The organism is Providencia sp. PROV200 (assembly GCF_049901995.1).
GTDB classification, from domain to species: Bacteria; Pseudomonadota; Gammaproteobacteria; order Enterobacterales; family Enterobacteriaceae; genus Providencia; species Providencia rettgeri_E.
Window position 1 is genome coordinate 1,735,379 of record NZ_CP096307.1, and the last position, 17,387, is coordinate 1,752,765.

Annotated in this window: 18 protein-coding genes; 9 read left to right on the top strand and 9 right to left on the bottom strand. The window is 41.0% G+C overall.

Annotated features, from left to right (window positions below; all coding sequences use genetic code 11):
* Positions 1-3: 3 nt before the first annotated feature.
* The 5 genes from xylB (at position 4) to M1E86_RS07970 (ending at position 7,194) form a co-directional block, all read left to right on the top strand.
* Positions 4-1,473, top strand: a complete 1,470-nt coding sequence (gene xylB, locus M1E86_RS07950; protein ID WP_213913284.1) for a xylulokinase — start codon at positions 4-6, stop codon at positions 1,471-1,473.
* Positions 1,474-1,563: 90 nt separating this feature from the next.
* Complete coding sequence (locus tag M1E86_RS07955) at positions 1,564-2,853, top strand: MFS transporter (protein ID WP_213913283.1); 1,290 nt, start codon at positions 1,564-1,566, stop codon at positions 2,851-2,853.
* A gap of 638 nt (positions 2,854-3,491) precedes the next feature.
* Positions 3,492-4,715, top strand: coding sequence for a hypothetical protein (locus M1E86_RS07960; protein ID WP_125890919.1), 1,224 nt, complete (start codon positions 3,492-3,494; stop codon positions 4,713-4,715).
* Positions 4,716-4,721: 6 nt separating this feature from the next.
* The gene (locus tag M1E86_RS07965) at positions 4,722-5,957 is read left to right on the top strand and encodes a Zn-dependent hydrolase (RefSeq protein ID WP_213913282.1); all 1,236 of its coding nucleotides are present in this window, start codon (positions 4,722-4,724) and stop codon (positions 5,955-5,957) included.
* Positions 5,958-6,009: 52 nt separating this feature from the next.
* Positions 6,010-7,194, top strand: coding sequence for an amidohydrolase (locus tag M1E86_RS07970; protein WP_213913281.1), 1,185 nt, complete (start codon positions 6,010-6,012; stop codon positions 7,192-7,194).
* Between the two features lie 130 nt (positions 7,195-7,324).
* On the opposite strand, the gene M1E86_RS07975 is transcribed toward M1E86_RS07970, so the two are convergent.
* Together M1E86_RS07975 and M1E86_RS07980 are read right to left on the bottom strand one after the other, a co-directional pair.
* Positions 7,325-7,498, bottom strand: a complete 174-nt coding sequence (locus M1E86_RS07975) for a DUF2526 family protein (RefSeq protein ID WP_125890922.1) — start codon at positions 7,496-7,498, stop codon at positions 7,325-7,327.
* Positions 7,499-7,565: 67 nt separating this feature from the next.
* On the bottom strand, positions 7,566-8,126 hold the full coding sequence (locus M1E86_RS07980; RefSeq protein WP_144140111.1) for a helix-turn-helix domain-containing protein: 561 nt from the start codon (positions 8,124-8,126) through the stop codon (positions 7,566-7,568).
* A gap of 81 nt (positions 8,127-8,207) precedes the next feature.
* On the opposite strand from M1E86_RS07980, the gene M1E86_RS07985 reads away from it, so the two are divergent.
* Together M1E86_RS07985 and M1E86_RS07990 are read left to right on the top strand one after the other, a co-directional pair.
* A complete protein-coding gene (locus tag M1E86_RS07985; RefSeq protein ID WP_125890924.1) occupies positions 8,208-8,873 on the top strand; it encodes an AzlC family ABC transporter permease in 666 nt (221 codons plus the stop codon).
* A 3-nt stretch (positions 8,874-8,876) separates the two neighbouring features.
* Positions 8,877-9,194 carry an AzlD domain-containing protein gene (locus M1E86_RS07990; RefSeq protein ID WP_410480058.1) on the top strand — a complete coding sequence of 106 codons (318 nt, stop codon included), beginning with the start codon at positions 8,877-8,879 and terminating at the stop codon, positions 9,192-9,194.
* A 176-nt stretch (positions 9,195-9,370) separates the two neighbouring features.
* On the opposite strand, the gene M1E86_RS07995 is transcribed toward M1E86_RS07990, so the two are convergent.
* Complete coding sequence (locus tag M1E86_RS07995) at positions 9,371-9,559, bottom strand: YegP family protein (protein ID WP_004263611.1); 189 nt, start codon at positions 9,557-9,559, stop codon at positions 9,371-9,373.
* 302 nt (positions 9,560-9,861) lie between these two features.
* Positions 9,862-10,257 (bottom strand): hypothetical protein, encoded by a 396-nt coding sequence (locus M1E86_RS08000; RefSeq protein ID WP_426099332.1) that lies wholly within the window; start codon positions 10,255-10,257, stop codon positions 9,862-9,864.
* A gap of 178 nt (positions 10,258-10,435) precedes the next feature.
* On the opposite strand from M1E86_RS08000, the gene M1E86_RS08005 reads away from it, so the two are divergent.
* A complete protein-coding gene (locus tag M1E86_RS08005) occupies positions 10,436-11,440 on the top strand; it encodes a luciferase-like monooxygenase (RefSeq protein ID WP_125890926.1) in 1,005 nt (334 codons plus the stop codon).
* A gap of 93 nt (positions 11,441-11,533) precedes the next feature.
* Here the strand turns inward: M1E86_RS08005 and M1E86_RS08010 are convergent, their stop codons facing one another.
* The 4 genes from M1E86_RS08010 to hxpB all read right to left on the bottom strand — a co-directional run bounded on the left by M1E86_RS08010 (position 11,534) and on the right by hxpB (position 15,178).
* Positions 11,534-11,923: a YkgJ family cysteine cluster protein gene (locus tag M1E86_RS08010; protein ID WP_102139226.1), complete on the bottom strand. Its 390-nt coding sequence runs from the start codon at positions 11,921-11,923 to the stop codon at positions 11,534-11,536.
* A 248-nt stretch (positions 11,924-12,171) separates the two neighbouring features.
* Entirely contained in the window at positions 12,172-13,563 is a 1,392-nt protein-coding gene (locus M1E86_RS08015) for a cation:dicarboxylate symporter family transporter (RefSeq protein WP_213913280.1), read from the bottom strand.
* 181 nt (positions 13,564-13,744) lie between these two features.
* Entirely contained in the window at positions 13,745-14,320 is a 576-nt protein-coding gene (locus M1E86_RS08020; RefSeq protein ID WP_125890928.1) for a metal-dependent hydrolase, read from the bottom strand.
* Positions 14,321-14,512: 192 nt separating this feature from the next.
* On the bottom strand, positions 14,513-15,178 hold the full coding sequence (gene hxpB / locus M1E86_RS08025; RefSeq protein ID WP_004263628.1) for a hexitol phosphatase HxpB: 666 nt from the start codon (positions 15,176-15,178) through the stop codon (positions 14,513-14,515).
* A gap of 294 nt (positions 15,179-15,472) precedes the next feature.
* Here hxpB and M1E86_RS08030 point away from each other — a divergent pair, with 294 nt between their 5' ends.
* The gene (locus M1E86_RS08030; protein WP_213913279.1) at positions 15,473-16,012 is read left to right on the top strand and encodes a YniB family protein; all 540 of its coding nucleotides are present in this window, start codon (positions 15,473-15,475) and stop codon (positions 16,010-16,012) included.
* A gap of 283 nt (positions 16,013-16,295) precedes the next feature.
* Here the strand turns inward: M1E86_RS08030 and M1E86_RS08035 are convergent, their stop codons facing one another.
* Positions 16,296-17,165: a fructosamine kinase family protein gene (locus M1E86_RS08035; RefSeq protein ID WP_213913278.1), complete on the bottom strand. Its 870-nt coding sequence runs from the start codon at positions 17,163-17,165 to the stop codon at positions 16,296-16,298.
* Between the last annotated feature and the right edge of the window lie 222 nt (positions 17,166-17,387).

A 17,387-nucleotide genomic window follows, 5' to 3' on the forward strand; every position in this document is an offset into this window, starting at 1 on the left:
GCGATGTACCTCGGAATAGACCTAGGCACTTCAGAACTGAAGGCCGTTTTAATTGATGCTCAGGGTGAAATTGTTGCCTCAAGCCATATGGCATTAACCGTACAAAGGCCACATTCTCAGTGGGCCGAGCAATCGCCAGATAGCTGGTGGGAAGCCACCAACGCAGTTGCGGCTACGTTGCGACAAAAAGCCCCAGAAGCATGGGCGGCGGTAAAAGCAATTGGCTTATCAGGCCAAATGCATGGTGCGGTACTGCTTGATGAGCAAAATCAAGTGCTGCGTGATTGTATCTTATGGAATGACACCCGCAGTGCGAAAGAATGCGAATGGCTGATGGAGAATTACCCCGAGTTTCTAACCATTGGCGCTAATTTGGTGATGCCAGGTTTCACAGCGCCCAAATTATTGTGGGTTGCACGTCATGAGCCTGAAATATTCAAGCAGGTTGCTAAGGTATTGCTTCCTAAAGATTATCTGCGTTGGAAAATGACGGGGTTATTTACCAGTGACATGTCCGATGCCTCAGGTACATTATGGCTAGATGTGGCTAAGCGTGATTGGTCTGATGAACTATTGGCTGCAACTAATCTAACTCGTGAACAAATGCCTTCTTTAGTTGAAGGTGCTGAAAAAAGCGGTGTGTTACGGGCGGATTTAGCTTCCCAATGGGGGCTTAGCGCCGATGTAATTATCGCGGGTGGAGGCGGTGATAATGCGGCTTCTGCTGTTGGTGTTGGTGCGGTTAATGACGGTGATGCTCTAATTTCCTTGGGCACCTCTGGCGTCATTTTTGTGGTTAATAATCAGCTACAAGCCGCACCACACCAAGGCGTCCATGCTTTTGCCCATGCATTGCCAAATCGTTGGCACCAAATGAGTGTGATGTTAAGTGCTGCCAACTGTTTGCGTTGGCTTTGCCAGCTTCTTTCCACAACGGAAAATCAGCTAATGGATGAAGTGGGGCAATTGACCGATGACCAGAAAAAGCAAGCTCCGGTATTTCTGCCTTACCTCTCAGGGGAACGAACGCCCCATAATGACCCTTATGCTATGGGCTCATTTTTTGCGTTGAGAAATGAAACAACTCGGGCCCAGCTTGGTTATGCAGTGATTGAAGGAGTAACCTTTGCTCTGGCAGATGGCATGCAAGTACTTAAACAAACGGGGACGCAAGTAAGCCGCTGTAGTTTAACAGGAGGCGGTGCGCGCAGCCCAGTTTGGGCGCAGCTGATTGCGGATGTTATCGATATACCGATTGTGACCCACCCAGCGAGTTCATCAGGGGCTTTAGGTGCGGCTCGTCTGGCATGGCTGGCGGATGGCGGCAATACAGAAATGGTGTGCCAAAAACCAGAAGTGTTGAATACCTATTTACCACAAAAACAGTACCAAACTTGGTTAAATCAACGGCTCGATGCTTTCCGCTTATTATATCAACAGCAAAAACAAGCAAGAGAATTATTGCCTCAGTAGGCAATTGTGGCGGTGTTTCCCTACACATCACCGCCACAGTTATCTCTTCGCGATTGATTAAAATAACAAAATTAGAATGAGGAAACTGCAATGGAACAGAAGCAGTATTGGCTTGGTCTACCTAAGCATTTGTTCTGGGGTTTTATTGCCATCGCTATTTTTATGAGTGGTGATGGCTTTGAAATGGCTTTTTTATCGAAACATATCACTGATTTAGGGTTTACACCGGCACAATCAGCGATGGTATTTACTGTCTATGGCTTAATGGCAGCCGTTGCCGCATGGGCATCTGGCGTCGTAGCTGAAATTATCACCCCCCTAAAAGCCATGATGATCGGGTTTATTCTCTGGATTGTCATGCATGCCTTATTTATGGCATTTGGCTTAGGCATGAAAAGCTACGGTATGATGTTGTTATTCTATGGGATCCGTGGGCTAGCTTATCCCTTGTTTATCTATTCATTTATGATGATGTTAGTGCAAGTCATCCCTCGAGCGCATCTTGCTGCTGCCACGGGGTGGTTCTGGGCGATGTATTCTGTCGGAATTGGCGTGATTGGGAGCTATTTACCCAGTTTTTCAATTCCAATGATAGGGGAGACAGGAACATTATGGATGGCCATTGGTTGGGTCGCTATTGGTGGTGCAATTGCATATTTTAGCCTACGCAATGTTCCAGTTGACCGCTCTAAAGTCAATTTACCGATGAAAGATAAAATGGCCGAATTATCGCGGGCTGCCACCATTTTATTTACCAACAAAAACATCTTTATGGCGAGTTTAATCCGTATTATCAATACAATCTCATTGTTTGGTTTTGCGATTATTATGCCATTACTGTTTGTTGACCGTTTAGGGTTTACCATTTCTGAATGGTTACAGATTTGGGCTGTTTTCTTCTTTGTGACTATTTTTACGAATATTTTTTGGGGAATTGTTGGTGAACATATTGGGTGGGTTCGTCAGGTCAGGTGGTTTGGTTGCCTAGGTATGGCAATATCTAGCCTGATGTTCTATTACTTACCGGTTTATTTTGGTCATAATTTTGCCATCGCATTAATACCCGCCATTTTATTAGGTATTTTTGTGGCTGCATTTGTTCCAATGACGGCGGTTTTCCCGAGTATTGAGCCACACCATAAAGGTGCTGCAGTCTCAATTTACAACCTTTCAGCAGGGTTAAGTAATTTTGCCGCACCCGCAATAGCCAGTTTAGTATTACCTTTCTTTGATATTGTGGGTGTTGTTTGGGCATATACAGGTTTGTATCTCTTTGCAGGAATACTGACATTTTTTATTAAAGTGCCACAACCTGGATTTGAAAATAATCGCAAAATAAAATCAGTGAAGTCGATGACAGAACAACAAACCAGTCATTAATTTACTTTATCTAATATTTATCAAGTCCTGTAGATAGTGAATATCTATGGGGCTTTTCTTTATTTAAAGAAACGCTATTGTCGTGACAAAGTAAATTGCAGATGAAGGGATATCGTCCTTTACAACAGCAATATAAAGAGAAACGGTTTAAAAAGAAAATAAAGTAGAATATTTCCTATAAATAGAAATATGATTCATATTTATAAGGTGATTTTTTATCTTGTTGCGATTTTTATTGAAAATACAGCCCTAGACAATAGAATATAATTTCATAGACTAAAAAATAATCTATAGTTGATTCGTTTATCAAAAGAAATTTAAATGACATAAAATATTAGATTACAAACCTGCATTTAGAGAATGTTAAGGCACTTACCCATTTCGATGTTATATCTGACTATTAAATTCACTGTATACCTTTATTCCAAGCAATTTAAATCCTGTTTGACTCTCTATACATCTGAATTTTCGGTGTTATGATGAATTTTGTTGCAATTTTGTATGTTTGCAGCGAAATACTCTCTACATTGGTGTTTTGTTGTGCCAAATAAAATTTATAATCTAATCCTAATTAAAATTAATAGTTTTCAATACCAAAAAATAATCTAATAAAAAAAGATAAGTGCGGGGAAAAAGTTATGTCACAGATGTTAGCTCTGTTTCTGATAGTGGGAATATTATATATCGGGGATGCTATAGCCGTTAGAACTAAGGCTTGGATCCCCTCCGTATTTGTATGCGCAGTGCTCTTTCTTTTAGGTTATTGGACTATTTTCCCGAAAGATATTGTAAGTATTGCCGGTATTCCTCAAGTAGTTGCGGTGACCTTGATGTATTTGTTAATTACAAATATGGGAACCTTATTATCGCTAAAAGAATTGTTGCGCCAATGGAAAACCATTCTTATCTCCTTAGCTGGGATTTTAGGTATCATTTTCTTAACCTTTATTATTGGGGTTGCCTTATTTGATTTAAACACGGTATTAGTTGCAGTTCCTCCGCTAGTTGGCGGTATTGTTTCTTCGTTAATTATGTCAAAAGGTGCAGCTGAGGCAGGTTTGGTTGACCTTTCGGTTTTCGCAATCTTAATTTACGTTATGCAGGGATTTGCTGGCTATCCATTAACAGCCATAATGTTAAAAAAAGAAGGACGCCGGGTTCTAGAGAAATATCGAAGTGGCCAATGGCAGGAAACTTTATCAGTTGATGGCGCCAAAGAGGTTGAAGTGAAAACGGTGGTATCTGAAGATGAAATGCCACGTATGTTTAAAAAAATTCCTAATCACTATAACACCAGCTATTTTAAATTCTTGCGCTTAGCGGCGGTAGGGTATTTGGCTTATTTGGCGTCGTCCTTTGCTGCTCCTTATGTGAGTATTAGCCCATTTGTATTGTGTTTATTATTTGGTGTTATTGCCTCTTCATTAGGTTTCTTAGAAAGACAGCCGCTACAAAAAGCCAATGGCTTTGGGTTCGCAATTATGGCTTTAATGTTGTTTATCTTTGATACATTAAACCATGCGACCCCGGATATGTTATTACGCCTAGTTTATCCGATGGTGGTGTTAATTTGTGCTGCGGTTATTGGGATGTACCTTGCATCATGGGTCGTTGGTAAAATATTAGGTGTTACCAAAGAAATGGCGTTTGCCGTTGCGCTAACGGCATTATATGGTTTCCCAGCAGATTACATTATTACGAATGAAGCAATAAATGCATTAACGAAAGACGAAAAAGAACGCCAGGTATTAACTAGCCATATGTTAGGGCCGATGCTAGTTGGTGGCTTTATTTCTGTGACCATGGTGTCTGTCGTGCTAGCCGGTATCATGGTGGCTTATATTGTTCCAATTGCAGGGTAAAAAATAATGGAAACAAGTACTTCAAGAATTCAGCGCCATTTAGAACAGTTGGCAGAATACACCGCAACTCCGGGTCAGGGTACTACGCGGATGAGCTACAGCGAACAAGATAAACAAGCTCGTGCTTATCTCAAACAAGAAATGGCTGCGCTAGGCTTGCAAGTCCGTGAAGATGCGATTGGCAATATCTATGGGCGTTTAGAAGGCCTGCAAGCTGATTTACCTGCGGTTATTGTGGGCTCTCATTTCGACTCAGTTCCTCATGGAGGGGCATTCGATGGCCCCGCGGGGATTGTTACGGGTTTGGATGTTGTCGCGCGCATTCGCGAGCAAAACTTAACACCAAAGTATCCCTTAGAAGTGATCGCATTAGTTGAAGAAGAAGGTACCAGTTTTGGCCGCGGTTTGATGGCGTCGAGTGTAATAACAGGGCTGATAGGCACAAAAGAATTATACCAATTGAAAGATAGTCAGGGCGTGAGTGCCGCGAAACGTATGGCTGATGCAGGGTTCAATGCAGACAATGCATCCCAAGCGGTGCTTGACCCTAAAAAGGTTAAAGCATTTTTAGAGCTACATATCGAACAAGGTCCAGTATTAGAACAGGTCAATGAAGATGTAGGGATCGTAGAAACCATCGTTGGTATCAGTCAGTTAGAAATTAAACTGACAGGTAAAGCTGGCCATGCAGGTACTACGCCAATGAATATGCGAGCCGATGCATTAGTGTGTGCGAGCCAAATTATCAGCCAAATTCCTAAACTCGCGAAAGCGGCGGGCGATAATACCGTTGCGACAGTGGGGCGTTTAGCGGTATTACCGAATGGGGCGAATGTTATCCCAAGCGAAGTCACCTTTAGCGTCGATATCCGTTCTAAAAATGATGTCGCGTTACGTAAAGTAATTGAGCAAGTAATTGAGTTAACAGAACAAATAAGTGATTCGTTAGCTATTTCAAGCGATATTGTTCAGCCGTTATATGTTCAGCCAACGGAGCTCAATAGCGATATTCATCAACTGATGCGACAGCATGCCAGCGACCAAAACTTACGTTTTCGTTCAATGGTCAGTGGTGCAGGGCATGACACAATGATTTTTGCGGGTATAACTCAAACAGGGTTGATATTTGTGCCAAGCCGTAATGGGTTAAGCCATCATCCTGATGAATGGACGGATTATGCACAAATTGCACGCGGGGCAGATGTGATGTTTGCTACTGTTAAATCATTAATAGAATGTTAATAAATTAGCTAGATAAAGTATCTGGCTGTGTAATAGGGTAAAAGGTAGAAAAATGATCAACAAAATAATTACAGCCGCAATCAAAAAACACACACCTGAAATGATTGCTTTTCGTCGTGATCTACACGCTCACCCTGAACTACCGTTTGAAGAAATACGCACGACAAAACGTATTGCTGAAGAATTAGACAAAATTGGAATAGAGTATCGATTAACTGAGCCTACAGGTGTCATTGCTGAAATTAAAGGCGGTAAGCCAGGTAAAACGGTTGCTCTACGTGCAGATATCGATGCTTTACCCGTTTTAGAGTTAAATGATTCATTAGAATATAAATCAACAATTGAAGGAAAAATGCATGCTTGTGGCCATGATGCTCACACCGCAATGCTATTAACCGCAGCCAAAGCGCTATATGAGGTGCGTGAAGAATTAGCGGGTAATGTACGTTTAATTTTCCAACCTGCTGAAGAGATTGCTCAAGGCGCATTAGCTATGATCAAGCAAGGTGCAATCGAAAATGTCGATAACGTTTTTGGCATGCATATTTGGACAACCACACCATCTGGAAAAGTGTCTTGCAATGTGGGTGGGTCTTTCGCATCCGCGGACTTACTGAAAGTCACTTTTAAAGGACGGGGTGGCCATGGTTCAATGCCAGAGGCCACCATTGACGCTGCGGTTGTTGCGTCTGCATTTGTTATGAATTTACAAGCGATAGTTTCCCGAGAAACGTCTTCTTTAGACTCAGCGGTGGTCACGATAGGTAAAATGGATGTCGGGACTCGCTTTAATGTCATCGCTGAAAATGCGGTGTTAGATGGCACGGTACGTTGTTTTGATATTGAAACTCGTAACCGCATCGAAGCGGCTATCCGTCGTTATGCGGAACACACGGCGGCTATTTATGGGGCGACGGCACACGTTGATTATATCTATGGGACATTACCAGTTATCAATGAAGAGCGGAGCGCGTTACTGGCTCAATCCGTGATTTCGCAAGCTTTTGGTGAGCAAGCGCTGATTAATGAAAGACCGACACCGGGCGGTGAAGATTTCAGCTTCTACATTGAAAATATCCCAGGATGCTTTGCTCTACTAGGCACAGGAAATGCCGAAAAGGACACTCAATGGGCACATCATCATGGCTGCTTTAATATTGATGAAGACACGATGGCGACAGGTGCTGAGCTTCATGCTCAGTATGCATGGAGCTATTTACAGCAACAGGAGTTTTAATTGAGCCTGTTAATGCTATTAGGGTTAGTTGTTTTACCAATACCAGGATTACCACTAACCCTACTGCCGATTTATTTTGGTTATTAAGATAAGTTAAGAGCGCGAATAGCGGCGAGTTGTGTAGCCGCTATTAATTATGATGAATAAAAATAGCGTCTCTTAAACGTTGTTGTTGTTCAAATCGTTGTTCTTGGTTGATTTGTGGATCATGGGATAGCTGCATTAGCATTTCATTCATATTATGAACTGAGTTTTCATCAATCAATCGATTTACTTTTTCAACAATTTCATCATAGTAGGACATCACACAGGCTCCAATTAATATTCACTACAGCTATCATAACGCAAAATCTATTGGGGTAGATAGGCGGTTAATTCTGTTTATCGATCACCATAACCGCCATCGTATTCGGTTCTAAGGCTCGCATTATATGGGGCTCATCCCCAGGGTAGTGAATATAGTCGCCAACCTGTAACTCAACAGGGTTATCCAGTGGGCCGACTAATGCTCTGCCGGACATAATAATGATGTGCTCGCTGACGCCATGCATATGAGGTTCTGAAATACGATCGCGGCCGGGCTGGGCCACCACAGTATAAATATCACGTCGCGAATCTGCGGGAGCTGATGAGAGCAAAAAGGCCAAATAATTTGCGTGCTCAGCACTAACAGGTATTGCCTCCCCATGGCGGATCACCGTGACAGCTTCTTGTTTTTCTTCAATTAATCGCGCGAAAGGAATATCCAACGCCACACAAAGTGCCCATAAGGTTTCAATACTTGGGTTACCACTACCCGATTCCAATTGAGAAAGTGTCGATTTAGCGATACCTGCTTTGCGAGATAGTTCTGATAGGGATAGCCCGCTTTTTTGTCTTTCACGAACAAGGGCTTTCGAAATCAACTCAATGGGAGGAGAAGGTAGATTCAATTTTCATTTCCTATTTAGATTGCACTTTACACTACATGTCGACATAATGAACGAATGCATTATATATCGAACGATCTAGGAATGCTAACGTCAATAAGCTCAACATTAAATCATAGCACAGTGAAAAACATAGCTCTTGTCTGTTTTGCTGACTTAATTGTCGGCATTTCTTATGGCGCATTGGCGCTTTCACAAGGATTTGACTGGTGGGTACCACTCACTTTATCTATTTTGGTGCTCGCAGGGGCGTCTGAGTTTTTGTTTATCGGTGTTATTTTTGCAGGAGGTAGCCCGCTTTCGGCTGCACTTGCAGGGTTATTAGTGAATTCACGACATATTCCTTTTAGTTTTGCGACCAGTGATTTAACGGGTAAGGGAGCAAAGTCATTACTGGGCTTTCACATCATGAATGATGAGAGCGTTGTATTTGGTTTAGCTCAAGAAACTGAATCAGAAAAACGTGCGGCTTTTTGGTTGTGTGGAATAGGTATTTTACTGTGTTGGCCAATAGGTGTCGTAATAGGTGAGGTATTGGGTAGCTTTATCAGTGATACACACATATATGGGATGGATGCGATGTTTCCTGCGATTATTTTAGCGCTTTCCTTGCCTGCACTCTCAGATAAACGCCTGCGGTTAACTGCAATAATTGGTGCGGTCATCGCGGTTGCAACTACACCGATATTGCCTGCAGGGATCCCTGTATTACTCGCACTATTGAGCTTGGTTATTTATATAAGGAAATAAATGATGACAAATAACCCATGGTTAATTATTAGCGGTATCTTACTGCTGGCGGTTGGTACTTATTTAATGCGAGCATCAGGGGCTTTGCTGCGCGGTCGAGTAGTCCTTTCGGAGAATAGCAAAGTATTATTTTCAGCAGCAGCTATTGTTATTTTATTCTCGGTTGCGGCCACATCTACGTTATTTTCCGGTGATGAAGTTTCTGATTGGCCTAAAATTGTAGGGGTGTTAGTGGCAGGGATACTGACATGGTTTAAAAAGCCATTTATTATCATTGTCTTGTCAGCTGCGATTGTGACTGCGTTACTTAGGTTAATTTGAGACTAACTTGAGGTTAATCAGAGCTATTTAACCTGAAGAAAGGTTACTATGAACAATGGACTGAACCGCCGCTAATTTGAATCGTGCTGATTTATGTAAGCTTTATAACTAACAGATAAAATAGCCAACAGATAAAAAAAGTAGCCCCGACTTGAAAGGAGTGGGGCCACTGAAATTTACTCAGTTAGATCTTTTATTGTTTCAGAAGAGCCATTTTTTTGGACAGAGGCAATCCCTTTAAGCGCAGATTGCTTCGATGCATACATTTCACTTTTAGCAATCACTTCGTGATTCGCTGCTTTTAAAACGAAATAGTAAGGCTGAGCAACGTCTTTAGTGGATTTTTTTAATTCAAAATACCCCATGATAAGCTCCTGATTTTCTATTGAAAGGATGTTAAACAAAGTGTTAATAAGTCGCAGTTATTAACAATCTGCTTGAATTAAGATTAGTCGCTATTAGGTGTTATTACTAGGGGAAAGGGTTCAATTCAGATAAACTTTTTTCTAAAAAAAAGCCCCTGTGATACAGAGGCAATCGTAGGATATATAGAACTCTTTATTATTTAACTAAAATATCGGTTTTTACTCTCTACAGCTATCTGGTTGTACTTATTGATATAAAAGGTTTTGCCGATAACTTAATTAATATTCATTAATATTAACTATTAATTTGCTGCTGGCGCGCTAATCGGTTTCGGTGTTGGCATCGTATTCATTGGTTTAAATTCAGGGACTTCCGTCACGGTAACTTTGACAATATAGCGTTTGCCATCTTCAATTTTTGGGGTATTATTGGCCAGTTTTTTTGCAGTTTCATTTGGTGTCGTCGTTTGTTCTGCAACGCTATATATTATGTTGTGGTGGTTACCCATGTGTTGACGAGGCATTTTCTGGTTAACGCCATTTGCTGCCGCGGTAAAACCCACGGTTAATAATGCTAATGCTAATAAACCGGTATTTAATTTTTTCATTTCAATTTCCTCTGTATTGTTGATGAGTAAATCATTCACCAATTCATTTTGCCCCGCAATCGCTTTTACCTCCCCTGACGGAAGCTCCATAATTACTGCACTTTTTATTCAAGCTTGTTCCATAATTTTTATAAAACAGTGGGTTAGTAGACGATAATTTACATTTTTAGACCACTTGTGCTAATGCAAATTTCAGTGCTGGAGACATCAAGGAGGATCGTCTAGGATGATAAGTTAGGTTCGTAAAACTCTTACAAAGTGAGTGTGTATGTCAGATAAAAAAATTCCCCTTTCTTTACTCGATCTTGCGCCAATTATTGAGGGTTCCACAGCGAAAGAGGCCTTTGCTCATTCCCTTGACATCGCCCAACTCGCAGAAAAACTGGGTTATCACCGCTATTGGTTAGCGGAACACCACAATATGACGGGGATCGCCAGCGCCGCTACGTCGGTATTGATTGGCTACCTTGCCGCGAATACGCAATCACTACGACTCGGTTCTGGTGGCGTGATGTTGCCGAACCATTCACCGTTGGTGATTGCAGAGCAATTTGGCACATTAAATACACTTTACCCTGAGCGTATCGATTTAGGCATAGGACGTGCACCAGGAAGTGATCAACGAACGATGCAAGCGTTACGCCGCCATATGAATACGGATATCGATAATTTTCCTCAAGATGTGGCTCAAATTGTCAATTGGTTTGATGCAACTAACCCAGATCCAGCCGTGCGTCCCGTTCCGGGATTTGGTGAAAAAATCCCCGTTTGGTTATTGGGTTCAAGCTTATACAGTGCAAGGCTAGCCGCGCAAATGGGACTGCCATTTGCCTTTGCTTCCCATTTTGCCCCTGATTTATTGTTGCAGGCGCTGGATGTTTATCGTGCTAATTTCCAGCCATCGCAGAGACTCTCTAAGCCGTATGCGATGGTGTGCATCAACATCATTGCCGCGGACACTCAACGTGAAGCGGAGTTTTTATTTACCTCGATGCAGCAAGCGTTTGTCATGTTACGTCGTGGCCAGCCTTCTCAATTGCCTGCACCAGTCGAGAGTATGGAAAATATCTGGTCGCCTGCCGAGGAATTTGGTGTTCAACAAGCACTAGGTATGTCATTGGTAGGGGATAAAACTAAAGTACGCCATGGGCTAGAAACGATATTGCGACAAACTCAAGCCGATGAAATTATGGTCAATGGCCAAATTTTTGATCATCAAGCTCGTTTACACTCTTTTGAGTTGGCAATGCAGGTCATGAACGAAATTATGTAATGTATATAGTGGAATGCTTAACACCAATGCAAGGACGCATTTTCAGGCTGGGTTTAAAAAAAGATAACCCAGAAAAATCTGGGTCATTGACGGCTAGCAAGCTATTTGTGGTTGATGAGGCTCTAAAGGAGGTAAACCATGAGCTGCACGTGCTCTATCGCAGGCCTCATTGTAAATACCATCCTGCCAAGATTGTTCGAACTCACGACACGGTGTGGGTCTTTGTGCATAAATCGAACAAGAGACACACTCACCAATAGTGCCTTCTAAGGCCTTACAGCGAGTATTTTGTTTTTGATTAGTCCCCTGCATACAACTCATAAAGGGGGTGACCTGCTCGGTTAAATGTTGGGGCACAATACCGCCTCCACTTTCAGCTTCAGCCCAATAAAAAGAGACGCGAAAATAGGCACAACACGCACCGCAGCTGACACAAGGGTTATCTGAAGGATCAGTTTTTAGGATATGGACATTATTAGTCATATTAAAAAACCATAAATGATTGTTGATAAATCCCCATAGGAAATGGGGGGACGCAACACAAGCAGGAAGCTCAAGAAAACGTTGCTCAAATTTTATTATCTTACGTAATCCCAGATTATTGCAATAGAATTCAGCACAAAAAACTGGGTTTTTTGATATTATCCAAGGTAAATAAAATCAAAATAGTTATAACAACGATAAAAAAACCTGCCGAAGCAGGTTTTCTGATATAGATAACAGTTTAATTATTAAACATGTTTTAAATCTGCATCATCATTTTGATTGAATATTGCTTTATCTGTTTCACCCATCAACTGGCTGGTCACTGTCCCTGCTGTCATTGAACCACTGACATTCAATGCAGTACGGCCCATATCAATTAACGGTTCAACTGAAATTAATAGGGCAACTAATGTGACAGGTAAACCCATCGCTGGAAGTACAATTAACGCTGCAAAAGTTGCACCGCCACCGACACCGGCAACACCCGCTGAACTGATAGTAACGATACCAACGAGTGTTGCTATCCAGAGTGGGTCGAATGGGTTAATGCCCATTGTTGGTGCGACCATCACGGCTAACATTGCAGGATAGATACCCGCACAACCATTTTGCCCAATTGTTGCACCAAAGGATGCAGAGAAACTAGCAATCGATTCAGGGATACCAAAACGACGTGTTTGTGTTTCAATATTCAGTGGAATACTTGCAGCACTTGAACGGCTAGTGAATGCAAAGGTTAAAACAGGGCCTGCTTTTTTAAAGAACTTAATCGGGTTCAAGCCTGTTGTCGCAACTAAAATGCCATGTACAACAAACATAATGCCTAACGCAACATAGGACGCAATAACAAAAGTTCCTAGGTTGATGATGTCATGTAAGTTTGAACTTGCTACGACTTTAATCATCAGCGCCATCACACCATACGGCGTTAAACGCATGACTAAACGAACTAATTTCATTGCCCAAGCCTGCATAACATCAATCGCTGCTAAGGCTTTTTCACCACGTTCTTTATCGTCTTTAAACAATTGTAGTGCGGCAACACCCAGGAAGGCGGCAAAAATAACGACACTAATAATTGATGTTGGGTTTGCACCCGTTAAATCCGCAAATGGATTTTTGGGAATAAACGATAAAATTAGTTGAGGTACGGTTAAGTCGGAAACTTTCCCAATATAGTTGCTTTCTATTGCAGATAAACGTGCTGTTTCGGATTGACCTTGAACTAAGCCTTCTGCAGTTAAACCGAATACATTGGCAATTAAAATACCTACTAACGCTGCAATAGCAGTGGTAAATAACAAGGTGCCAATTGTTAAAAAGCTTATTTTACCCAGCGAAGACGCTTTATGTAGTCTTGCCACTGCACTTAGTATTGAAGCAAACACCAATGGCATAATCACCATTTGTAATAGCTGCACATAACCATTTCCGACAATATTAAACCACAGAATGGAGTCTTTTACCGTTTGGTGGCCACTGCCATATACGAGGTGCAGTACTACCCCATAGGCAACACCGAAAACCAGGCCAACTAACACTTTCTTAGATAGGCTCCAGCCTTTAGCCTCTAGTTTTGCTAACAGTATTAGTAGTGCTACAAAACCGAGCACATTAATAATTAAAGGAATATTCATTCCGAACTCCAAATCATATTTTTATAAGGTATGTTACTTGCCCTTTAGTCCTTATTGGTTATAAGGATTTAGTTGCTTCAAACAACTGGTTATATGTTATCAGCTGATAAAACACATTTCTTATACCAAAAAGTAATAAGATAGTATTATTCATACTTACATTATATTACAAAACTATAATTTATGTGGGGAGATATATATCTATTTGATTATGAATATATTTTATAATCACATCAATATGACTATAAAAATCGAATTGATAACCTGCAGGTAACAGGCAGGCACAAACAGTCAAAACAATGGCAACAAAGCGTTCTCCACGTTGGCTATTTTTACCGCGGATCATGGGAAAACAAAAACGCTGGGGGAGTGGCCATAGTAATGGTACTCCAGAAGGAGTGAGCATATCGGCGACGAGATGACTGATATAGCCCAATAAAAAGGCTTGAATAATATCATTTGGGATTGCCCATTCAGCAGGTAGCCATTGATAACAAGAAATCATCAAGAGAAACCATGCAACTAGGCTATGAGTAAACCCTCGGTGCCCACACAACTTGGAAATGGGTAATGAAAAAATTCGCAGTAGTCGTCCAGGAATTGAAGAAGGGTGGTCAATATCGGGCAATAATGCGCCTAATAAGACGCCTGGAACCATGTGCAGCCAATCACCATGAGCAATCTCTGGGGTGATTTGAAGTTTATGAGCCATTATCAAAGAGGCGACGGAAAAAAGCAGATGCCCTTCAGCTGTCATGGTGGATAAAATACCATCTGTTTATCTATACAGTTGATTGGCAGTATAAAGTGTTTGAAAAGAATATGATAGTAGTAGAAAGGTAAAAAAACTCTTATTTATTAGCAGATAAGGGAAGAATTTTATAATTTTACATAATTCCCCTACCTAAGTTAGATAGGGGAGAACACTTATTAAGCACACAAAGTATTTTTAACGTAAATGTTCAGCTTTTAAGTCATTCAGTGAGGCCAATTTGATATCCGCTAAACCAAAGCGCGGGTCATTAAAATGTTTGCTATCAGGTACTACAATTGAACGCATTCTGGCGGCCTTTGCAGAAATCATACCGTTAAATGAATCTTCTAATGAAACGCAATTGACGGGTTTAGTCGATAACTCAGCTGCGGCTTTAAGATAAACTTCAGGATGAGGTTTACTCAAAGGTAAATCAGACGCAGAAATAACCGCAGAGAAATAGTCACGAATATCCAGAAGGTTTAATACTTTTTCCAACATATACAAAGGAGAGGCGGAAGCCAGCGCAATTTTTAAATCCATTGAACGGCAAAGTTCCATGGCATGCTGCACTCCGGGTAGAATAGGGCGAGTTTCTTCAACTAAGCCAACAACACGGTCAATGATACGTTGTGTGGCTTCTTCTTGGCTGCATCCTTGCCAAGGGGAGGCGTGGTACCAAAGCTCCACCACATGGTCAATACGTAAACCTAAAGTATCAGGCAGGGTATCTGCAATTGAAACGTCGACACCCAATTGTGAAAAAATCTCAAGTTCAGCCTGTGCCCAAAAAGGTTCCGAGTCGATCAGTAAACCATCCATATCAAAAATGACTGATTGGATGGGAAGATTATGGTACATGTCAAAACTCCATTCATGTCGTATCTATTAACGAAGGCGCAATGATATCAGTAAACTGACCTCAAGCGTATGACTTGAGTGAGTATTAAAACAATATTGAAGGATATTCGGACTGCATGAAGTAGAAATATCATGATAATGGATAACCACACTATTTTGATTAGTCTGAAAGTCTAAACATTGTTATCAATTATGAATTGAAATTTGGAGGCAATGAATATTTTCAGCTATGATTAGCCTTGAGAAATCATTGTAAAAACTTATCAAAAATAATAACGCTGAGGAAAAGCAGTAATGAATTACCATAATGCCAATTATGTCGCAGTCGGCAAACGTATTCTGGGTTGGGTTGTTTTTCTGTTAGCATTAATTTCGACATTGGTGTCTTTAATTAAATTGGCTGGCATGAAGGGGCTCGCAGGTGAAGGGGTCAATGCGGTCGCTAATGATTTTATTAAATTAATGGCGGAAATGACCCGTCAAACTACACCATTCCTAAATTTCTTTTGGAATAATTCACCAGTACCTCAAGTCGCTAATGGGTTTTCCGGTAGCAATATCAGCTTTATCATCATTTTTATTTTTATTTTTGTTGGGTTAGCATTAAGTGCATCAGGTTTGCGAATGTACCGACAAATTAAGTTTATTCGTGAAAGCTTAGAAGATCACGTGATTATAGAAAAAGCAAAAGGCATAGATATTTCGAAAGAAGAGCTTGAAGCAAAGGTGACTATTCCACGACACACGATTTTCACTCAATTTTTTCTTCTTTATTTTTGGCCAATTGTATTGGGGGTAGGGTTGTATTTTCTTTTGCGCTTCCTTAATTGGTAATTTTCGTCATACTTCGAACTGTAGCTGTGTTGGCTTCTTTCGGCTATTTGGGTCACATACTTGTGTATGCTCCCCAAACTATCCTCACTTGCCGCCTTGCCACAGCTCGAATTATTTAGAAAATTCATTATTTGTCGTACGCCATACTATGAGGGTGTTGGCTTCTTTCGGCTATTTGGGTCACATATTTGTGTATGCTCCCCAAACTATCCTCACTTGCCGCCTTGCCACAGCTCGAATTATTTAGAAAATTAATTATTCGTTATACATAACGCTAAAAAATTTATTTTTCACTCAGTAGGTTATCAATAATCGTGCGTGCTTGCTGGTAGCTTTGTTCGTTACCAAAGATATGGGCTTGGTTAAGTAAATAGTAAAGTTGGTATATTGGTTGTCTATTTAAAAAACCATTGGGCAGTGGCCAAACACTTTGGTAGCCATCAATAATTTGGATCGGAAGATCTTGATATAATGGCAACATCGCAATATCACACTCCCTATCACCCCAATAACATGCGGGGTCATACAGTACCCCTTCAAGATTTTGAGTGATAGCACAGTTAGCCGGCCATAAATCACCATGTAATAAAGAGGGCTGTGGTTGATGCCCAGCAAGTTTGTCTTTAACAATATCGACAATTTGCTGAATATCAGCAAATACCATTCCTTTTTCAGAGGCGAGTTGTAATTGTAAGCCAATACGCTTTTCTGCAAAAAATGAATTCCAACGCTTTTCCCAGCCATTAGGTTGTACAATTGTGCTTAGCATAGTATCAAAATCAAACCCATAACTAGGCTGTTCTTCCCATTGATGTAAACGCGCTAATTGTTGACCAAAATGCCATGCATTAGTGTTATCGAAAGGTTTGAGAGGGAAATATTCGAGCAGAAGAAAACTGTGGTGCTTATTGCTGCCAACGCCGTAAACCTTAGGAACGGTTATTGTTTGGCTTTTAGCGAGCATTTCAAGTTGTTCAGCCTCTTGTTTAAATAAAGGCAAAAACTCACGCCGGTTTTGTTTAATAAACACGGTGTGTTCGCCATAGTCAATTCTTAACGTATGGTGAATATCACCACCAGACAGAATGACTTTGTTACGTAGCTCCGCCTCTCCTAAGTGTTCACTTAATAAACGACACATTGCTTGCCACATGACTCACCTCGCTCTGCTTTGGTCTTCATTAATATAATACTATAGCGACAGTTTAGGAATTAACAGTGATAATTGTTTAAAAAGAAGAAGCTATCACGAAATTATAGAACAATTATTAGGTGAATAAATATTAATCTAGCCTATGTTCAGCCAAATGAGAATGTTCAGATAATTTAGCCTGAGCTCAAGATCTTGACGCCATTTGCGAGCGATTTCAGGTAA

Excerpts from the sequence above, each read along its gene's own strand:
- xylB (WP_213913284.1), top strand. The coding sequence starts at position 4 with ATGTACCTCGGAATAGACCTAGGCACTTCAGAACTGAAGGCCGTTTTA.
- M1E86_RS07955 (WP_213913283.1), top strand. The coding sequence starts at position 1,564 with ATGGAACAGAAGCAGTATTGGCTTGGTCTACCTAAGCATTTGTTCTGG.
- M1E86_RS07960 (WP_125890919.1), top strand. The coding sequence starts at position 3,492 with ATGTCACAGATGTTAGCTCTGTTTCTGATAGTGGGAATATTATATATC.
- M1E86_RS07965 (WP_213913282.1), top strand. The coding sequence starts at position 4,722 with ATGGAAACAAGTACTTCAAGAATTCAGCGCCATTTAGAACAGTTGGCA.
- M1E86_RS07970 (WP_213913281.1), top strand. The coding sequence starts at position 6,010 with ATGATCAACAAAATAATTACAGCCGCAATCAAAAAACACACACCTGAA.
- M1E86_RS07975 (WP_125890922.1), bottom strand. The coding sequence starts at position 7,498 with ATGTCCTACTATGATGAAATTGTTGAAAAAGTAAATCGATTGATTGAT.
- M1E86_RS07985 (WP_125890924.1), top strand. The coding sequence starts at position 8,208 with ATGCTAACGTCAATAAGCTCAACATTAAATCATAGCACAGTGAAAAAC.
- M1E86_RS07990 (WP_410480058.1), top strand. The coding sequence starts at position 8,877 with ATGACAAATAACCCATGGTTAATTATTAGCGGTATCTTACTGCTGGCG.
- M1E86_RS07995 (WP_004263611.1), bottom strand. The coding sequence starts at position 9,559 with ATGGGGTATTTTGAATTAAAAAAATCCACTAAAGACGTTGCTCAGCCT.
- M1E86_RS08000 (WP_426099332.1), bottom strand. The coding sequence starts at position 10,257 with ATGGAGCTTCCGTCAGGGGAGGTAAAAGCGATTGCGGGGCAAAATGAA.
- M1E86_RS08005 (WP_125890926.1), top strand. The coding sequence starts at position 10,436 with ATGTCAGATAAAAAAATTCCCCTTTCTTTACTCGATCTTGCGCCAATT.
- M1E86_RS08010 (WP_102139226.1), bottom strand. The coding sequence starts at position 11,923 with ATGACTAATAATGTCCATATCCTAAAAACTGATCCTTCAGATAACCCT.
- M1E86_RS08015 (WP_213913280.1), bottom strand. The coding sequence starts at position 13,563 with ATGAATATTCCTTTAATTATTAATGTGCTCGGTTTTGTAGCACTACTA.
- M1E86_RS08020 (WP_125890928.1), bottom strand. The coding sequence starts at position 14,320 with ATGACAGCTGAAGGGCATCTGCTTTTTTCCGTCGCCTCTTTGATAATG.
- hxpB (WP_004263628.1), bottom strand. The coding sequence starts at position 15,178 with ATGTACCATAATCTTCCCATCCAATCAGTCATTTTTGATATGGATGGT.
- M1E86_RS08030 (WP_213913279.1), top strand. The coding sequence starts at position 15,473 with ATGAATTACCATAATGCCAATTATGTCGCAGTCGGCAAACGTATTCTG.
- M1E86_RS08035 (WP_213913278.1), bottom strand. The coding sequence starts at position 17,165 with ATGTGGCAAGCAATGTGTCGTTTATTAAGTGAACACTTAGGAGAGGCG.